The sequence below is a fragment of the Microbacterium sp. ANT_H45B genome, from assembly GCF_008369345.1.
Lineage (GTDB): Bacteria > Actinomycetota > Actinomycetes > Actinomycetales > Microbacteriaceae > Microbacterium.
The window spans coordinates 351,165-366,234 of the sequence record NZ_VOBK01000001.1 but is presented as its reverse complement, the minus strand read 5'-3'; the positions used below and the strand labels follow the sequence as shown (position 1 = coordinate 366,234).

16 protein-coding genes are annotated in these 15,070 nt (G+C 68.7%); 1 reads left to right on the top strand and 15 read right to left on the bottom strand.

Translation table 11 applies throughout. The features are described 5' to 3' along the window. Nucleotides 1-382: 382 nt before the first annotated feature. The 4 genes from rplI to rpsF are packed head-to-tail and all read right to left on the bottom strand — an operon-like array spanning nt 383 to nt 2,038. Nucleotides 383-835, bottom strand: a complete 453-nt coding sequence (gene rplI / locus FQ142_RS01765; protein WP_045253955.1) for a 50S ribosomal protein L9 — start codon at nt 833-835, stop codon at nt 383-385. Nucleotides 836-846: 11 nt separating this feature from the next. Continuing rightward, entirely contained in the window at nt 847-1,101 is a 255-nt protein-coding gene (rpsR, locus tag FQ142_RS01760) for a 30S ribosomal protein S18 (RefSeq protein ID WP_045253956.1), read from the bottom strand. Between the two features lie 50 nt (nt 1,102-1,151). After that, entirely contained in the window at nt 1,152-1,664 is a 513-nt protein-coding gene (locus FQ142_RS01755) for a single-stranded DNA-binding protein (protein WP_045253957.1), read from the bottom strand. Nucleotides 1,665-1,669: 5 nt separating this feature from the next. Then, entirely contained in the window at nt 1,670-2,038 is a 369-nt protein-coding gene (gene rpsF / locus FQ142_RS01750) for a 30S ribosomal protein S6 (protein ID WP_045253958.1), read from the bottom strand. Between the two features lie 229 nt (nt 2,039-2,267). Between rpsF and FQ142_RS01745 the strand changes: the two genes are divergently transcribed. After that, nucleotides 2,268-2,966, top strand: a complete 699-nt coding sequence (locus FQ142_RS01745) for a hypothetical protein (protein ID WP_149421975.1) — start codon at nt 2,268-2,270, stop codon at nt 2,964-2,966. Between the two features lie 200 nt (nt 2,967-3,166). Here FQ142_RS01745 and FQ142_RS01740 read toward each other — a convergent pair whose 3' ends face one another. From FQ142_RS01740 to FQ142_RS01690, 11 genes are all read right to left on the bottom strand, one after another. Continuing rightward, a complete protein-coding gene (locus FQ142_RS01740; RefSeq protein ID WP_223145257.1) occupies nt 3,167-4,096 on the bottom strand; it encodes a ribokinase in 930 nt (309 codons plus the stop codon). Between the two features lie 31 nt (nt 4,097-4,127). Then, complete coding sequence (locus FQ142_RS01735; protein WP_149421973.1) at nt 4,128-5,123, bottom strand: ADP-ribosylglycohydrolase family protein; 996 nt, start codon at nt 5,121-5,123, stop codon at nt 4,128-4,130. After that, on the bottom strand, nt 5,120-6,115 hold the full coding sequence (locus tag FQ142_RS01730) for an ADP-ribosylglycohydrolase family protein (RefSeq protein ID WP_149421972.1): 996 nt from the start codon (nt 6,113-6,115) through the stop codon (nt 5,120-5,122). Before FQ142_RS01730 ends, FQ142_RS01735 begins: the two co-directional genes overlap by 4 nt. Further along, entirely contained in the window at nt 6,112-7,491 is a 1,380-nt protein-coding gene (locus FQ142_RS01725; RefSeq protein ID WP_149421971.1) for an ADP-ribosylglycohydrolase family protein, read from the bottom strand. Before FQ142_RS01725 ends, FQ142_RS01730 begins: the two co-directional genes overlap by 4 nt. Then, a complete protein-coding gene (locus FQ142_RS01720) occupies nt 7,491-8,639 on the bottom strand; it encodes an ADP-ribosylglycohydrolase family protein (RefSeq protein ID WP_045253963.1) in 1,149 nt (382 codons plus the stop codon). The genes FQ142_RS01725 and FQ142_RS01720 overlap by 1 nt, the downstream gene beginning before the upstream one ends. 51 nt (nt 8,640-8,690) lie before the next feature. After that, a complete protein-coding gene (locus tag FQ142_RS01715) occupies nt 8,691-9,983 on the bottom strand; it encodes an ABC transporter substrate-binding protein (RefSeq protein WP_149421970.1) in 1,293 nt (430 codons plus the stop codon). A gap of 53 nt (nt 9,984-10,036) precedes the next feature. After that, nucleotides 10,037-10,945 carry a carbohydrate ABC transporter permease gene (locus FQ142_RS01710; protein WP_230111415.1) on the bottom strand — a complete coding sequence of 303 codons (909 nt, stop codon included), beginning with the start codon at nt 10,943-10,945 and terminating at the stop codon, nt 10,037-10,039. Continuing rightward, entirely contained in the window at nt 10,942-11,883 is a 942-nt protein-coding gene (locus tag FQ142_RS01705) for a carbohydrate ABC transporter permease (RefSeq protein ID WP_262492023.1), read from the bottom strand. The genes FQ142_RS01710 and FQ142_RS01705 overlap by 4 nt, the downstream gene beginning before the upstream one ends. Continuing rightward, nucleotides 11,880-12,902 (bottom strand): LacI family DNA-binding transcriptional regulator, encoded by a 1,023-nt coding sequence (locus FQ142_RS01700; RefSeq protein ID WP_223145256.1) that lies wholly within the window; start codon nt 12,900-12,902, stop codon nt 11,880-11,882. Before FQ142_RS01700 ends, FQ142_RS01705 begins: the two co-directional genes overlap by 4 nt. Before the next feature lie 105 nt (nt 12,903-13,007). After that, nucleotides 13,008-13,811 (bottom strand): HpcH/HpaI aldolase/citrate lyase family protein, encoded by an 804-nt coding sequence (locus FQ142_RS01695; protein WP_045253967.1) that lies wholly within the window; start codon nt 13,809-13,811, stop codon nt 13,008-13,010. Then, a complete protein-coding gene (locus FQ142_RS01690; protein WP_262492022.1) occupies nt 13,811-15,028 on the bottom strand; it encodes a CaiB/BaiF CoA transferase family protein in 1,218 nt (405 codons plus the stop codon). The genes FQ142_RS01695 and FQ142_RS01690 overlap by 1 nt, the downstream gene beginning before the upstream one ends. Nucleotides 15,029-15,070 lie beyond the last annotated feature (42 nt).

Genomic DNA, 15,070 nt, shown 5'->3' with positions numbered 1-15,070 from the left:
GTCGCTGGACCACGCTACGAGCGGCGGTTTCCGGTCGCAACACAGCCTGTGGATAACTCTGTGGAAAGCGTGCGAACAAGTCCGGAGAGTCTGTGCAGAACGGCTGTGGATAACCCGGTGGAGTACCCGATCTTGAAACCCGTAATATGACCTTGACCAGGGTTTTATCGTTTCCCCAGGCTGTGGATGAGAATGCGCTTCAACCGCACATTGAAGGTTGAGGGAATCCCAGACGAGATGTGTACAACCTGGGGAAAGTCAAGCTGGATTTTCACCGGGCGCGTCACAGTTCGCAACCTCGCGAACGCGCCTCGGAACAGGCCTCCGAACACGCAGAACACCCCCTGTCCCGAGGGACAGGGGGTGTTCGAGACGTCGCGCCTTACTTGGCGGCGACGACCTGCAGCGTGATGACTGCGGTCACGTCGTCGTGCAGACGAACCGTGGCCTCGTGCTCGCCCGTGACCTTGATGGGCGACGGGATGTGCACCTTGCGCTTGTCGATCGAGCCGAGACCCGCGGCTGCGACAGCATCCGCGATGTGATCGGTCTTGACCGAGCCGAAGAGGCGACCCTCGTTGCCGGCCTTGACGGCCAGGCGCACCTTGGTGCTCTCGAGGGAGTTCTTCAGGGCCACGGCCTCGTCGCGGTCGTGGATCGCACGCGCCTGACGAGCAGCCTGGATCGAAGCGACCTGCTTTTCGCCACCGCGGGTCCACGCCGTAGCGAAGCCCTGGGGGATGAGGTAGTTACGGGCGAACCCGTTCTTGACCTCGACCACGTCACCGGCACTGCCCAGCCCGGCGACCTCGTTCGTGAGAATCAGCTTTGCCATCTCGATACCCCTTACCGGCCGGCGCCAGCGTAGGGCAGGAGCGCCATCTCGCGTGCGTTCTTGATCGCCGTGGCGATCAGACGCTGCTCCTGCACCGAGACACCGGTGATACGACGGGCGCGGATCTTGCCGCGCTCCGAGACGAACTTACGGAGGGTGGAGACATCCTTGTAATCGATGACTCCGACCCGGATCGACTTCGCGGGAGCGGCGTTCTTCGCGCCCTTCCGCGGCTTGCGGCGGTCGCCGCTCGACTTTCCAGCCATTGTTTTTCCTTAGTTTTGAGACAGATGCCGAAGCATCCGGAGATCCTGTTTCAGAAGGGGGTGTCGTCGCCGAAGCTGCCCGGAGTGCTCCAGGCATCGGCGCTGGTCGACGAGCCGGGGGTTGACCACGGCTCCTCCGACACCTGCTGCTGCTGAGCGGGACGCGACTGTCCGCCGCCACCGCCGCCGCCACCGTTCGAGGCCGCACGGGTGACCTGTGCAGTCGCGTACCGGAGCGAGGGGCCGATCTCGTCGACCTCCAGCTCGATAGCGGTGCGCTGGTTGCCCTCGCGGTCCTGGTAGGAGCGCTGACGCAGACGGCCCTGCGCCATGACGCGCATGCCCTTGGTCAGCGAACCCGCCACGTGCTCGGCGAATTCACGCCAGACCGACGCACGGAGGAACAGCGCTTCGCCGTCCTTCCACTCGTTGGCGGCGCGATCGAAGTTCCGAGGCGTCGAAGCGATGGTGAAGTTCGCCACCGGCAGTCCGTTCTGCGTGTACCGCAGCTCGGGGTCGGCCGTGAGGTTACCCACCACGGTGATGACTGTTTCGCCGGCCATCGGACTCAGGCCTTCGCAGCCTTGGCGGCCTTGCGGGCAGCCTTCTCTTCGGTGCGCTTGGCTTCGGTCGCGACCATCGCCTGAGCTTCCTCGGAGCGGAGGACCTTGGTGCGCATGATCTGCTCGTTCAGCTTCAGCTGACGATCGAGCTCCTGCGTGGCCTCGCTGGTCGCGGTGAAGTTGACGACGGCGTAGATGCCCTCGTTCTTCTTCTGGATCTCGTACGCGAGACGGCGCTTGCCCCAGATGTCGACCTTGTCGATCGAACCGCCATCGTTGGTGATGACCTTGAGGAACTTGTCGAGCGTAGGAGCGACCTGGCGCTCATCGATCTCGGGGGTCAGAATGACCATGAGTTCGTACTGGTGCGTCACTTACCCACCTCCTTCGGACTAGAACGGTTTCCGAGGATTTCCCGGAAACAGGAGGGTGTGTGCACGTCATCCGCCGTGGCATCCCGAATGGATGCCGGAAGGCAGACAACCTTGACAGTGTAGCGGAGAAACCTCCGCGTCGCCTCCACCGTGGTCGCCGAGGACTTGGCAAGCTGGTTCCCGTGCATGCCGACAGGCATCGCACGCACACGACCGAAGGGGGAACGCCATGCGCGTCAACAAATGGGGGGTCGGCCTCGTGCTGGCCGCCAGTGTCCTGCTCACCGGCTGCACCGCAGGTGCCGAGGAGCCCGCGGATCCGACGCCTTCTGCGGCAGCGGAGGAGACCACCGCACCCGCATCCGACTGCCCCGAGCTCTCTCAGGGAGCCACCGTCGACGGTGACGCTCTGGGATCCTGCATCACCGATGCGATGCAGGACACCGCCGGGTACGTCGCGAAGACGAACATCCTGGGCATGGAGACCACCGCCCGGTACGACCCGGTGGACAAGGCCATCGAGACGACCACTCCGATGGGCTCGCTGATCGTGATCGGTGACGACGCGTGGGTGAAGTCGTCGACGAGCGACTGGCAGGTCGCCGACCCGAACTCCAGCGATCCCATCATCGCTGCGCTCAGCAGCGGCGCGGTGACGGCCGCGAGCACCGACCCGGCTGAGGCCGCCGGCGCGCTGACCGGCGACTTCACCGTCACCGGTACCGGCACGCGCCTCGGCCAGGAGGTCTATCTCGTCAGCGGCACCTCGGAGGCTCAGGGCGTGGACGTCGACGTGACCTTCGAGGTCACGAAGGACTACGTGGTGCTCGCCACGAGCGGCACCACCGAGGCCGCAGGGCAGAGCATCGAGACCTCGCTGGAGATCACCGAGTGGGACGTGGCCCAGGACATCGTCGCGCCCCTCTGATTCATGCGCGAGAACCGAGGGCTGGGGCGCGCGCCCCGGCCCTTCGTGCGTCTCGGGCGAGCGCGGCTCGGGCCGGACGCTTGTCGGGCCGCGTGCGGTGGCGGCGGCGGTTCACAACTCCTCAAGAACGGGTCCATCCGGGCTGATCCGGGCTGGAGGGAGCCGGAGTCGCGCGTATCTTGAGGAGTTGGAACGCCGCATCAGGCGCTCCAGGCGCGGCTCTCGAGCAGTTCCATGATCTCGTCGAGGCGGGGAGCGGATGCCGCGGCCCCCGACCGCTGCACGCACAGGGCCGCGGCCGCCGAGGCGAACGGCACGGCCGCCGCGAGGGGGTCTCCTGCCGCGAGGCGGGAGACCAGTGCCCCGCAGAACGTGTCGCCCGCGGCGGTCGTGTCGACGGCAGTGACCGGGAACGCGGGGATCCGCGTCGCCTCGCCCGCGGAGAGGACGAGCGCGCCCTCGGAGCCGAGCGTCACGACGACGGTCCCGACGCGTGCGGCGAGGAGGCGCGCGGCATCGGCGACAGCGGCACCCGCGACCCCCTCGACCGGTGCCCCCGCGAGGTCGAGGCACTCGTGCTGGTTCACGATCAGCACATCCACGAGAGCCAGCTGATCGTCCGAGAGCGGCCTGCTGGGTGCGGCGTTGAGAACGGTCGTCGCCCCGCGCTCCTTCGCCGAGCGGAACGCCGACAACACGGCGTCGAGCGGCACCTCCAGTTGCGCGAGGACGAGGTCGCCCGAGCCCGCCGACGCGAGAGCGGATGCCGCCTCCGCGGTGATCGCGGCGCCGTCGCCGTTGGCCCCGGCGACGACGACGATCGCGTTCTCGCCGTCGTCGGCGACCATGACGAACGCCGTGCCCGTGGGTCGCTCGGAGACGCCGAGTCCCGCGCGCACCCCCTCTTCGATGAGCACTCCGCGGAGTCGCTCACCGGCCTCGTCGTCGCCCACGGCTCCGACGAACGTGGTCGAGGCTCCAGAACGGGCAGCGGCGACCGCCTGGTTCAGCCCCTTGCCACCGGGGCCGCTCGCCGCCCCGGTGGCGAGGATCGTCTCGCCCGGGCCGGGGATCCGCGGCATCGACACCGAGGTGTCGTGGTTGGCGCTGCCGAGCACGATCACTCCCACGTCGGGACCCCCGATCCTCCCGAGCACAGGGTCATCGTGCGATGGCCTCCCTGACGGTGAGCCCAGCCAGGTCCGGGATCCCCAGACCCGTGAGCCGGATGCCGTCGGCATCGAGCCCCGCGGGGATCCACTCCTCGCCGAACAGCACGGCCGCCGCCGCTCCCGCCAGTGCTGGGAGCGATGCGGCGTTGCGCGGCTGTGCGAGCGCGCCGAGCAAGAGGTCGTCGGCATCTGTCGCGGTCGCGACGTGAGCGAGCAGGAAGCCGAAGGTCTCGGGCGCCGCGATCGGGTAGCTGTAGACCCAATCACCGACCTCCGTACTCAGGCGTCGCGCCCGATCGAGAGGACCGTTCGCCTCCGCCGCGACGCGCAACGATGTCTCGGCCATGCGCCGGCTCCAGGTGTCCTCGGGCAGCTCGTCGACCGCGAGGGCTACGGCATCCGCTGCCGTGGCCCCGTCGAGCAGCGACTCGAACAGGACGGCGGAGGCGCGAGCGCACCAGACGCCGTCGAGCGAGTGCGTGATGGCGGCATCCGCCTCCGCCGCGTCGACCGCACCGTTCCCGCGGTGCACGGCGACCGCGGCGAGCGCGCGCACGGTGGCGATGTCGTCGAAGTAGTGCGCGTTGTCGTGCCCGGACTGCGGAGGAACGGCTCCGTGGCGGAGGTTCTGCAGCGCGAGCTTCGTGCCGATGCGGGCGCGGAACCCTGAGGCGGGGTCCTCCTCGATCTCGGCGAGATGCCGCCACTCGGTGAGGTCGAGACCCCTGGCGTGCTGACGGGCGGAGAACGCGAACCACTCGACGTTCTCACCCGCGCCGGGGTGCAGCGTGGTCGGAGGGGCGGCGTGGGTGAAGGGGCGGGGCACGGTGGTGGTGCGGTCCTCGTCGCCCAGCTTCGCCAGGATCCGCACGCGGTTCACGCGCTTGGGGGGAAGGGCGTAGACGCGGAAGTCCGCGTTCATGGAGGACGCCGACTCCCCGGCGACGATGCCCCGGGTGAACAGGTCGATCAGGGGGGTGGTCATGCGCGCGCCTCCTCGACGATGCGGGTCAGGGTGTCGGCGGCGTCCAGGGGGTGGATTCCGGCCATCGACCGGATGCACGATCCGACGACGGGCCGCAGCCCTGCCACCCACTCCTCGGGCAGATCGCCGATGCCGGAGATCGCCCCTCCGATGCAGCCGGCGATCGCAGCGGTCGTATCGGCGTCGCGTCCCATGTTGACCGCGAACAGGATGCTGTCGGCTGCGCGCCCTTCGGCGTGCAGCACCGAGGCCATCGCGAGGCCGACGGCTTCGGGCGCGAGGTCGGCCCAGAAGTAGTCGGCGACGGCGAGACGGTCGTGGAGCGCGAGCGCGAGCGCGTCGTCGTCGAGTCCGGAGCGGACCAGGTCGCGCGCATCGCGCAGGTTGCGGGCCGTCCAGCTGTCCGCGGGGATCGCGGCGAGCCCGGCGTCGTAGCAGGCGGCAGCATCCGCTCCGGTGAGAGCGGTAGTCACGGCGACCGCGACGACCACTCCGGCCCAGATGCCTTCGGTCGTGTGGCTCACTGCACCGTCGGCCTCAGCCAGGCGGCGGGCGAGTTCGACATCGCCGTCGGCGACGATGCCGAGCGGGCTGACCCGCATCGCGAGTCCGTCGCTCCAGCCGTGCATGGTGTCGCCGCTCAGGGGCGGGCGGATGCCGCGACGCAGGTTGTCGATCGCGGCCATCTCGCTGAACCCGCCGCCCTTGAAGTCGTCTGCCTGCGGGAGCACGTCCTCGATCCAGGTCTGCGCGAAGTCGTCGGCGGTGGCGTTCACGCCGACACGCTGCACGGTCTTCGCGGTCAGCAGGGCGTATTCGGTGTCGTCGCTGCCGGCCGGTTCCGGATCGAGGTAGCCGATCACGCGTCCGTGGGCGGCCTGGATCTCCGCCGCGGAGAAGCCTTCGACCGGTCGCCCGATCGCATCGCCGATGGCGAGCCCGGCGAGCGAACCGCGCGCGCGGTCCTGCAGGGTGGGCGTGGGAGGGGTCATGACTGTCCTTGTCTCTGGGAATGAGCGGAGTGGGCGGGGACCAGCGCGAGGGTGCGGCGGGCGAGGTCGTCGATCTCGACCCCGTCGAGCCCGGGAAGGCTCGTCGCGATGCGGTTCTGCAGAGGATCGATGAAGCGGGCAGGCAGACCGTCGACGCCGGCGAGCCCGCCGAGCACCGACCCGACCGTGGCTCCCGCCGAGTCGGTGTCCCACCCCGTGATCACCGCCAGCGGCACGCCGCGTGTGAAATCTCCGCCGCTGCGTGCCAGCGCGAACGCGATGAGCGCAGCATTGTTGATCGTGTGCACCCAGTGCAGGTGCCCGTAGGCGTCGTGCAGCGCGTCGATCGCTGCGGAGTCGTCGAGGTCGCCCCGCCCGAGCGCGGTACCGAAGGCGATGACCTCCTCCAGGTCGCTCCCGGCGGGAACGGCGGTCGCTGCGAGATCGAGCACCTCGTCGACGGATGCCGCGACCAGCGAGGCCGAGGTCAGCGCCGCCGCCCACATCGCTCCCCACAGTCCGTTGCGGGTGTGGCTGAGGCGGGCATCCGTCCAGGCCATGCGGGCGGCCTCGGTGATGTCACCGGGGTTGATCCAGCCATACACATCGGTGCGGATGAGGGCGCCGATCCACTCGCGGAACGGGTTGCGCACGCGAGCCGCCTCATCCGGGCGATAGCCGTCGAGGAGGTTGCGGTACGCGATCCGCTCGGCGGTGAAGGTGCGTCCCGCTGGCAGGTCAGCCAACCACGCCTGCGCGACGTCGTCGGTCGTGAACCCGCGGCCCGCGGATTCGAGCACCCGCAGGTTCAGGAGCGGGTAGTTGAGATCGTCGTCCTCGGGCATCCCGGCGATGTTCTCGACCAGGGAGTTGACCGCCGAGCGACGGTTCCACGGCCAGCGCCGCGCGACGTCGTCGGGCAGCCCGCGGGCGGTGAAGTAGTCCGTGAGCGGCCAGCGACCCGTCGCCCGCAGGATCTCCTCGATCCCCGCCCTCGGGATCTTCTCGACGGGCTTGCCCCACAGGCAGCCGGCCGACCGTCCGGCCCACGCGCCGTGGATGCGGGCCCGCAGCACGGCGTCATCCGGCATCGCGATCCGTGCGGGCACGCCGGTGAGCACGGCCAGCACCTCGCCCCACGTCGCCAGCTCGGGCTCCTCGGCGGCAACTGCGTCGAGTTCGATCAGCAGCGCGCGGGCCAGCGTCCGGAGGTCGTCGGATGCCGCGGTCGCCGTCGCCCCGCCGCGCACGGGGTCGAGTGCGCCGCCCGCAGCCGTCCAGCGGGCGGCGATCGCCTCGACGTCCTTGCCTTCGGCGTGCGCCTGCACCAGCTCGTGCGGCAGCAGGTCTTCCGGCTGGGCCCAGGTCAGGCGCATCACGCCTCCCGGAGGGAGGCCACGCGGCGCAGGTCGGCCTCGGCCCGAGCCGCGTCCTTCTGCATGACATCCACCGCGACGCTCGACAGCAGCGCGGCGTACTCATCGAAGTCGACCCGGCTGGCAGCGGCGATCGTCTGGAGGATGTCGGACGGGATGACCGCCTGACCACCGATGCCGGCGGCGAGGCTTCCGGCCATCGATGCGATGGAGTCGGAGTCGCGACCGTAGTTCACGGCGCCGAGCACGGTGGGCAGGAACGCTCCCTCATGCGCGACGAGGAAGCCGAGCGCGACGGGCAGCTCCTCGATCGACTTGGTCCGGGACGGCACCCGCGCGTCCATGAGCGGCTCGCGATACGCGTCGCCCACGGTGTCGAAGGGCCGGATGGCATCACGCAGGGCGAGCCCGATCTGCTCCTCATCGGCGTCTGGCCCCAGGCCGCGGGCCGCATCGACCACCGCCCGGATCGCCGCAGCGGTGCCGTCGTGGGCGACGCGCAGCGCGGCGTCGATCACCGAGTCGACCGTGGCATCGAGAGCCACGGAGGCGGCTACCGCGGCGGCGAACACCCCTGCGGCCTCACGCCCGTAGCTCGACTGGTGAGCCCCGGCGACGTCGATCGCCTCGGCGTACGCCGCCTCCGGGTTGCCGGCGTTGATGATGCCGACGGGTGCCATGTACATCGCGGCACCGCAGTTGACCACGTTCCCGACGCCCGCCTCCCGTGGATCGACATGGCCGTACTGCAGACGGGTGACCAGCCACTTCTCGGCCAGGAAGATGCGCTGCAGCAGGATCGACTCGCGCTCGAGCTCGGGGATCCAGCGGATCTCGGTCTGCAGCAGCGGCACCAGCAACTCGGCGATGGCGAACGCGTCGATGTGGTCCCGGCGCTCCGCGTACACCCGGATCAGCGCCTGTGTCATGAGGGTGTCGTCCGTGATGTGCCCGTCGCCCTTGTGATACGGGCTGACCGGTCGAGCGGTCTGCCAGTCCGGATGGTAGGGCGGCACGATGCCCGTGATGGGGCCTCCGTAGCGCTCCTTGATCTTCTCCGGACTGAACCCTTCAGCCGCTCCGCCCAGGGCGTCGCCGATGGCCGACCCCGCCAGTACGGCCGCGGTGCGTTCCCGAATCCAGCTCATGCCATTCCTCTCCTAGAGGTGGGGCGGACGCATGCATCCGCCCCACCGTCGTCAACCGTTGACCTGTGCCCAGCCGTCGTCGAGCTCGGACGCCAGCCCCTTGTCGTCGGTCTCCCCGCCCAGGAACTTCTGGAACGCCGGAGTCGCGACGGTGTCCTTCCAGCGCACGAAACCGTTGGCCTGCAGGAACACCGGTCCGTCGAGGCCCTCGGCGGACTGCACGATCTCCGGCCAGCCGTTCTGATCGGCCGTCTGCTCGGCGAGAGCCTCACGGGCCGAGATCGTCGTGGGGATGAGTCCGTCGGCGATGTTCATCTTCACGAGGTTGTCGGTCTGCATGAAGTAGTCGAGGAACTTCGCGGCCTGCTTCTGATACGGCGAGTCGATGTTGATCGACAGCGTCTGCGGGTTGGCGGCCTGCACCGCGCCCTCGGAACCGGCGAGCGGGGGCAGCACGACCCAGTCCATGTCGGCCGGAGCGTCGGTGGCGATGTTCGCCACCTGGTACGAGCCCTGTACCGTCATGGCGGCCTTGCCGGCGTAGAACGTCGCCAGCACATCGGAGCCCGACTGCGTGACGCCGATCGGGTCGACAGAACCGTCCTCGATCATCGACCGCACGCGGTTCGGCACCTCGAGGTCGGCATCCTTCACGTCGACCTTCATGTCGTCGCCCTCGCCGGTGAAGTACTCGGAGCCGAAGCCCATGCCGAGGCTCATGAACGCCGCGGTGGGGCTCTTCAGCCCCCAGGTGATGCCGTGCACGTCGCCCGACGTCGTGGCCTTGGCGATCTCGTCGAGCTCATCCCAGGTCATGGAGTCGCCGGTCGGGATCTCCACGCCCGCCGCCTCGAGCAGCTTCTTGTTCGCGAACACGACGTAGGTCTGCAGCTCTGTCGGGGCGCCGATCATCTGATCGTCCACGGTGACCGAGGCGAGCACACCGGGGTCGATGTCGTCGATGGTCTCCTTGCTGAGCAGTTCGCTCAGGTCGGCGAGGTAGCCGTCTCGCGCGAAGGGCACGATGCCGAGCACCTCGTAGTGGATGATGTCCGGCGCCACCTCACCGGCGAACTGCGTCGTCAGCTTGTCGTCCAGGCTGTCGGTCGGCGCCTGCACGATCTCGACCTGGATGTCGGGGTTGTCATCGTTCCAGGCATCCACGATCTCCTTGGTCGCCTCGATCGCGGCCGGCTGGTCGGAGAAGGACTGGAAGGTGATCGACACCGGCTCGCCGTCGCCGGCGTCGTCGGCCGTGTCGCCGCCCGCGGAGCAGGATGCGAGGGTCAGCGCCGTCACCGCGGCTGCGGCGAGCGCGATGGACGCGCGATGAAGCTTCTTCACTTCATACCTCTTTCTTTATGTGATGGGAATTGCGGGAAGTCCATGGGCTCAGCTCAGCCCTTGACGGCGCCGGAGAGCAGGCCGGTGGCGAGACGCTTCTGCAGCAGCGTGAAGAACACGATGCTCGGGATGCTCGACAGCAGCGCTCCGGCTGCGAGCGGCCCGACCGCGACCTTCCCCTCGCCTCCGACGAACGTGCTGAGCGCGATGGGGAGGGTGTAGTTCTCGGGGGATTGCAGCAGCACCAGGGCGAAGAAGAATTCGTTGTACGCCGAGACGAAGCTGAACATCGCGGTCGCCACCAGCCCCGGCATCAGCAACGGGAACACGACTCTCTGCAGCGTGCGCGCCTTGTTGGCTCCGTCGATCGATGCGGCCTCCTCGATATCGAACGGGATCGCGGCGACATAGCCCTGCAGCATCCAGAGCGAGAACGGCAGGGTGTAGACGGAGTAGACCGCCACGAGCCCGAGCAGGGAGTCGACCAGGCCGACGGACCGCAGGATGAAGAACAGCGGGATGACGATGAGGATCACCGGGAAGATCTGGCTCACCAGGATGTAGCCCACCCCGATCGAGCGGAGCTTGCCCTGGTACCTCGCCATGACGTACGCGCCGGGGATCGAGAGCAGCGTGACGATGATGGTCGTGGCGATCGCGACGAGGAGGCTGTTGCCTGCCGCACGCACGAGGCCCTGGCGCTCCAGCGCCACCACGAAGTTGTCGATCGTGGGCTGCAGCGGAAACAGGTTGACGGCGAGCGAGTTGATCTCGGCGGAGGACTTGAAGGCGGTCGAGATCAACCACAGCAGGGGGAATCCGAGGAAGAGGAGGAACCCCGCGAGTGCCACGTACTGCAGGATGCGGACCAGCGGCTTCTTCGTGCGCCGGTTCATCGACCTGCGCTGCTTCTTCGTCGTGTTCTGGGTGACCATGGTGCGGGTGACGGTGCTCTGAGTCATCGCGGGCTCCTCTCAGGACGCAGTTGACGCCACAGGGCGATCACCAGGATCACGACCAGGAAGATCACGATGACGTCGCCCATCGCCGCCGCCCCTCCGGTGTTGCGGGATTTGAATGCCTCGAGGTAGGTGAACAGCATCGGCAGCATGGTGCGACCGCCCGGACCGCCCTCGGTCATGACGTAGACGATGCCGAAGGAGTTGAAGTTCCAGATGAAGCTGAGGCTGGCGATCGAGAAGATCACGGGACGCAGTGCCGGCAGGGTGACGCTCACGAACCGGCGCCACGTGCTCGCCCCATCGACGGCTGCCGCCTCGAGGAGCTCTCCCGGCACCTGCTGCAGGCCGGCGAGCAGCACCACGGTGTTCTGCGGCATGCCGACCCACACCCCGACGAGGATGACGGCAGGCAGTGCCAGCCCGAAGTCGCCCAGCCAGTTGATGTTCTCCGGCCCGCCCAGCGATTCGATCAGCCAGTTCAGCGGCCCGTTGGTCGGCGAGTAGATCATCTGCCACATCACGGCGACGACGACGGGCGGCATCGCCCACGGAATCAGCGCCAGCACGCGGGTGATGCCGCGGAAGCGCAGATCCGTGTTGAGCAGCAGCGCGAGGCTGAGTCCGCCGATCAGCTGCAGGGCGGTCACGGTGACGGCCCAGATCATGCCGATGCCGAACGACTGCCAGAACTGCGTGTCGGAGCCGAGCTTGATGAAGTTCTCGAATCCGATGAACTGCGTCTCATGGTGCCGGGCCAGGCGGGAGTCGGTGAACGCCGTGGCGACGCCGATGAACAACGGGATCACGCTGAGCGCGAGGATCGGGATCAATGTGGGGATGATGAGACCGATCGCCTCGTTGCGGCGCGAGCGGGCGAGTCCGCCAGGCCGGGGCGCGATGCTCTTCGCGGTGGTGGTCTTTGCAGCTGTGGTGCTCACGCGGATTCCCCGATCGTCGACGCTCGGATGACGAGCGTGGCCTCGACCGTCTCCCGCCGCGTCGGACGCGAAGGATCGGCGAAGCGCTCGCTGAGCATGCGCGCGGCGATCCGTCCCCGTCGCTCGGACTGGAGAGAGACCGAGGTCAGCGGCGGGCTGTAGAGCGCGGCGAGGTCGGTGTCGTCGATGCCGGTCACGGCGATGTCCTCCGGGACCCGCAGGCCCTGACGGCGGATCGCATTGATGGCGCCGATCGCGATCAGATCGTTCGCGCAGACGATCGCGTCGATCTTGTCGCCGCTCTCCGTCGTCGCGGCGAGCAGCCGCTCGGCGGCGTCCACCCCTGCGCCGACGGTGAAGTCGGCCGCGGTGATCTGCAGGGCCTCGGTGCGCACGAGGCCGTGCCGCTCGACGGCGGCGGCGAATCCGGCGCGGCGCGCTGCTCCCGGATTGGTGTTGCCCGGCCCGTTGATCACGCCGATCCGGGTGCGCCCGATCTCGACGAGGTGGTCGACCACCATCCCGACGGCGACCGCGGAGTCGACGAAGACGCTGTCGATGCTGAGCTCGGAGTGCAGGGTGCCGATGACCACGACCGGTACGACCGTGTCGGCGAGCGCCTGGCGAAGCGCGGGGGTGACGCGAAGGGGCGAGATGATCAGGCCGTCACCGGCCCCCATGCTCAGCATGCGGACGAGTTCGACGGTCTGATCGGGCCGGCGCCCGGTCGCCGAGACGCTGATGCGCGTCGTCTCCCCGAGCTCCTCTTCGATGGCCCGCAGCATCTGCACGTAGTTCGGGTTGCCGATGTCGTCGACCGCGAAGACGACCTGCGGATGACCGCCCAGACGCAGCGAACGAGCCGTGGCGTCGGGCAGGTAGCCGATGCGCTTGGCAGCCAGGCGCACTTTGCGCACCATCTCCGGACTCGCAGATCGACCGGTGAGGGCACGAGACGCGGAGGCCAGCGAGACGCCGGCCGCGGCGGCGACCTCGTGCAGAGTCGGCTTCGTTCCCATGATCCTCCTCGTCGAGCGGAAACGTTTCCAACACTCAATTTTGGAAACGTTTCCAAATCGGCGGTGGTTGGGCTCCAGGGAATCTAGGCGGACTCCCCTCGGCTGTCAAGACCTCGGTTCGATCGACCCCAGGATCCGCTCGGCGCGCCCCCGCATCGCGGGGTCGACCATCTCGCCGGAGGCGAGCGTCGCGACTCCTCCCCGCCGAACGGCGGAGAGGACCTCCCGCGCCCAGGCCACATCGGCATCCGTCGGGGCGAAGACCGCATCGATCACCGGGAGCTGCAGCGGATGCGCGGCCATGCGGCCGAACAGTCCCAGATCGGCTGCGCGGCGGGTGTCGTCGGCCAGCCCTTCGAGGTCGCGGATCGCGGGATACACCGACGCCATGGGGGCCGGCAGCCCCGCGGCGCGCGCCGCGAACAGCATCGACAGCCGCGCGTGAGTGATCATCGCCTCCCCTCCCCCGACCTCGCTGCGCAGATCGCTCTCCCCGAGCGCGAGGGCGACGACGGCCGGATGCTGAGCGATCTCCACGGCGTTGACGACGCCACGAGCGGATTCGAGCAGTGCGATGAGCGGTCGACCCGGAGCGAGCGCGACCGCCTGGTCGAGATCGCGGGTGCTCTCGACCTTCGGCAAGCGGATGCCGACCTCAGGAGCGAGTGCGCAGACGGCCCGCAGATCCTCTTCGTCGCCCGCGTTCACACGCACCTGCGCGGCCGCGCTGCCCCTCCGTCCGTCGCGGAACCACTCGGCCACGGCGTCGCGCGCCGCCGACTTGCGCTCGGGTGCCACTGCATCCTCGAGGTCGAACACCACCAGACCCGCGCCGCTGTCCTCCGCCGAGCGGAAGCGATCGGGGCGGTCTCCCGGCACGTAGAGTCCGGTGCGGTAGCGGGCGGTCATCACACCACCCCTGCGCCGCGGAGGTCTGCGATCTCGGCATCCGAGAATCCGGCGCCCCGGAGCACCTCATCGGTGTCGGCGCCGTGGGCTCGTCCGGCCCAGCGGATCGCCCCGGGGGTGCGCGAAAGACGGAAGAGTACGTTCTGCATCGCGACGTCGCCGAGGTCTTCGTCTTCGACGCGCACGATCGTGCCCAGAGCCTGATACTGCGGATCCTCGACGACACCGCGTACGTCGTAGACCGGAGCGATGGCCGCTGATGCCGCCTCGAACACCGCCACGACCTCGTCGGCGTCGTGAGCTCCGATCCAGGACTGCACCGCCTCATCGAGTTCATCGGCGTGCAGCGCACGCTCGTGTCCTGACCGGAACCAGGGCTCCTCGATGAGCTCGGCGCGGCCGACGACGGTCATCACCCGTTCGGCGATCGACTGCGAGCTCGTCGACACCGCCAGCCACACGCCGTCGCGCGACCGATAGACGTTGCGCGGCGCGTTGTTGACCGAGCGATTCCCGGTGCGGGGCTGCACCACGCCCAGTTGATCCCACGCGGTGATCTGCCCACCCAGAAGCATCAGGATCGGCTCGATGATCGCCATGTCGACGACCTGCCCTCGGCCGTCGCGTTCGGCACTGCGCAGCGCGGCCATCACGGCATAGGCGGTGGCGAGAGCGGCGATCCCGTCGGCGAGACCGAACGGGGGCAGCGTGGGAGGCCCTTCCGGGTCACCGGTGAGTGCCGCGAAACCGCTCATCGCCTCGGCGAGACTGCCGAATCCGGGGCGCCCGGCGTAGGGACCGAACTGTCCGAACGCGGTCACTCTGGCCAGCACCAGCCGAGGATTCGCCTCCTGCAGACGTTCGAGCGAGAGCCCCCAGCGTTCGAGCGTGCCGGGGCGGAAGTTCTCGATCATGACGTCGGCGTCGGCCACCAGGCGCAGCAGCACCTCGGCGCCGGCGGGCTCGCTCAGGTCGATCGTCACGGTGCGCTTGTTGCGCCCGAGCGTCTTCCACCAGAGGTTGACGCCGTCCTTCTGGGGTCCGTGCCCCCGCGAGGCATCCGGACGTATCGGGTGCTCCACCTTGATGACGTCCGCACCGAAATCCCCGAGGAAGGTCGCCGCCAACGGCCCGGCGAACAGCGTGGACACGTCGAGCACGCGCACCCCTTCGAGGGGTGCCTGTGGAACAGTTCTCAAATCTTCCCGGTCCGGCACCGAGACATGATAGTCACACGCCCGCCGGGGATCGACCCTCCG

Coding starts and splice junctions, on each gene's coding strand:
- rplI (WP_045253955.1), bottom strand. CDS start 835: ATGGCAAAGCTGATTCTCACGAACGAGGTCGCCGGGCTGGGCAGTGCC.
- rpsR (WP_045253956.1), bottom strand. CDS start 1,101: ATGGCTGGAAAGTCGAGCGGCGACCGCCGCAAGCCGCGGAAGGGCGCG.
- FQ142_RS01755 (WP_045253957.1), bottom strand. CDS start 1,664: ATGGCCGGCGAAACAGTCATCACCGTGGTGGGTAACCTCACGGCCGAC.
- FQ142_RS01745 (WP_149421975.1), top strand. CDS start 2,268: ATGCGCGTCAACAAATGGGGGGTCGGCCTCGTGCTGGCCGCCAGTGTC.
- FQ142_RS01735 (WP_149421973.1), bottom strand. CDS start 5,123: ATGACCACCCCCCTGATCGACCTGTTCACCCGGGGCATCGTCGCCGGG.
- FQ142_RS01730 (WP_149421972.1), bottom strand. CDS start 6,115: ATGACCCCTCCCACGCCCACCCTGCAGGACCGCGCGCGCGGTTCGCTC.
- FQ142_RS01725 (WP_149421971.1), bottom strand. CDS start 7,491: ATGCGCCTGACCTGGGCCCAGCCGGAAGACCTGCTGCCGCACGAGCTG.
- FQ142_RS01720 (WP_045253963.1), bottom strand. CDS start 8,639: ATGAGCTGGATTCGGGAACGCACCGCGGCCGTACTGGCGGGGTCGGCC.
- FQ142_RS01710 (WP_230111415.1), bottom strand. CDS start 10,945: ATGACTCAGAGCACCGTCACCCGCACCATGGTCACCCAGAACACGACG.
- FQ142_RS01700 (WP_223145256.1), bottom strand. CDS start 12,902: ATGGGAACGAAGCCGACTCTGCACGAGGTCGCCGCCGCGGCCGGCGTC.
- FQ142_RS01695 (WP_045253967.1), bottom strand. CDS start 13,811: ATGACCGCCCGCTACCGCACCGGACTCTACGTGCCGGGAGACCGCCCC.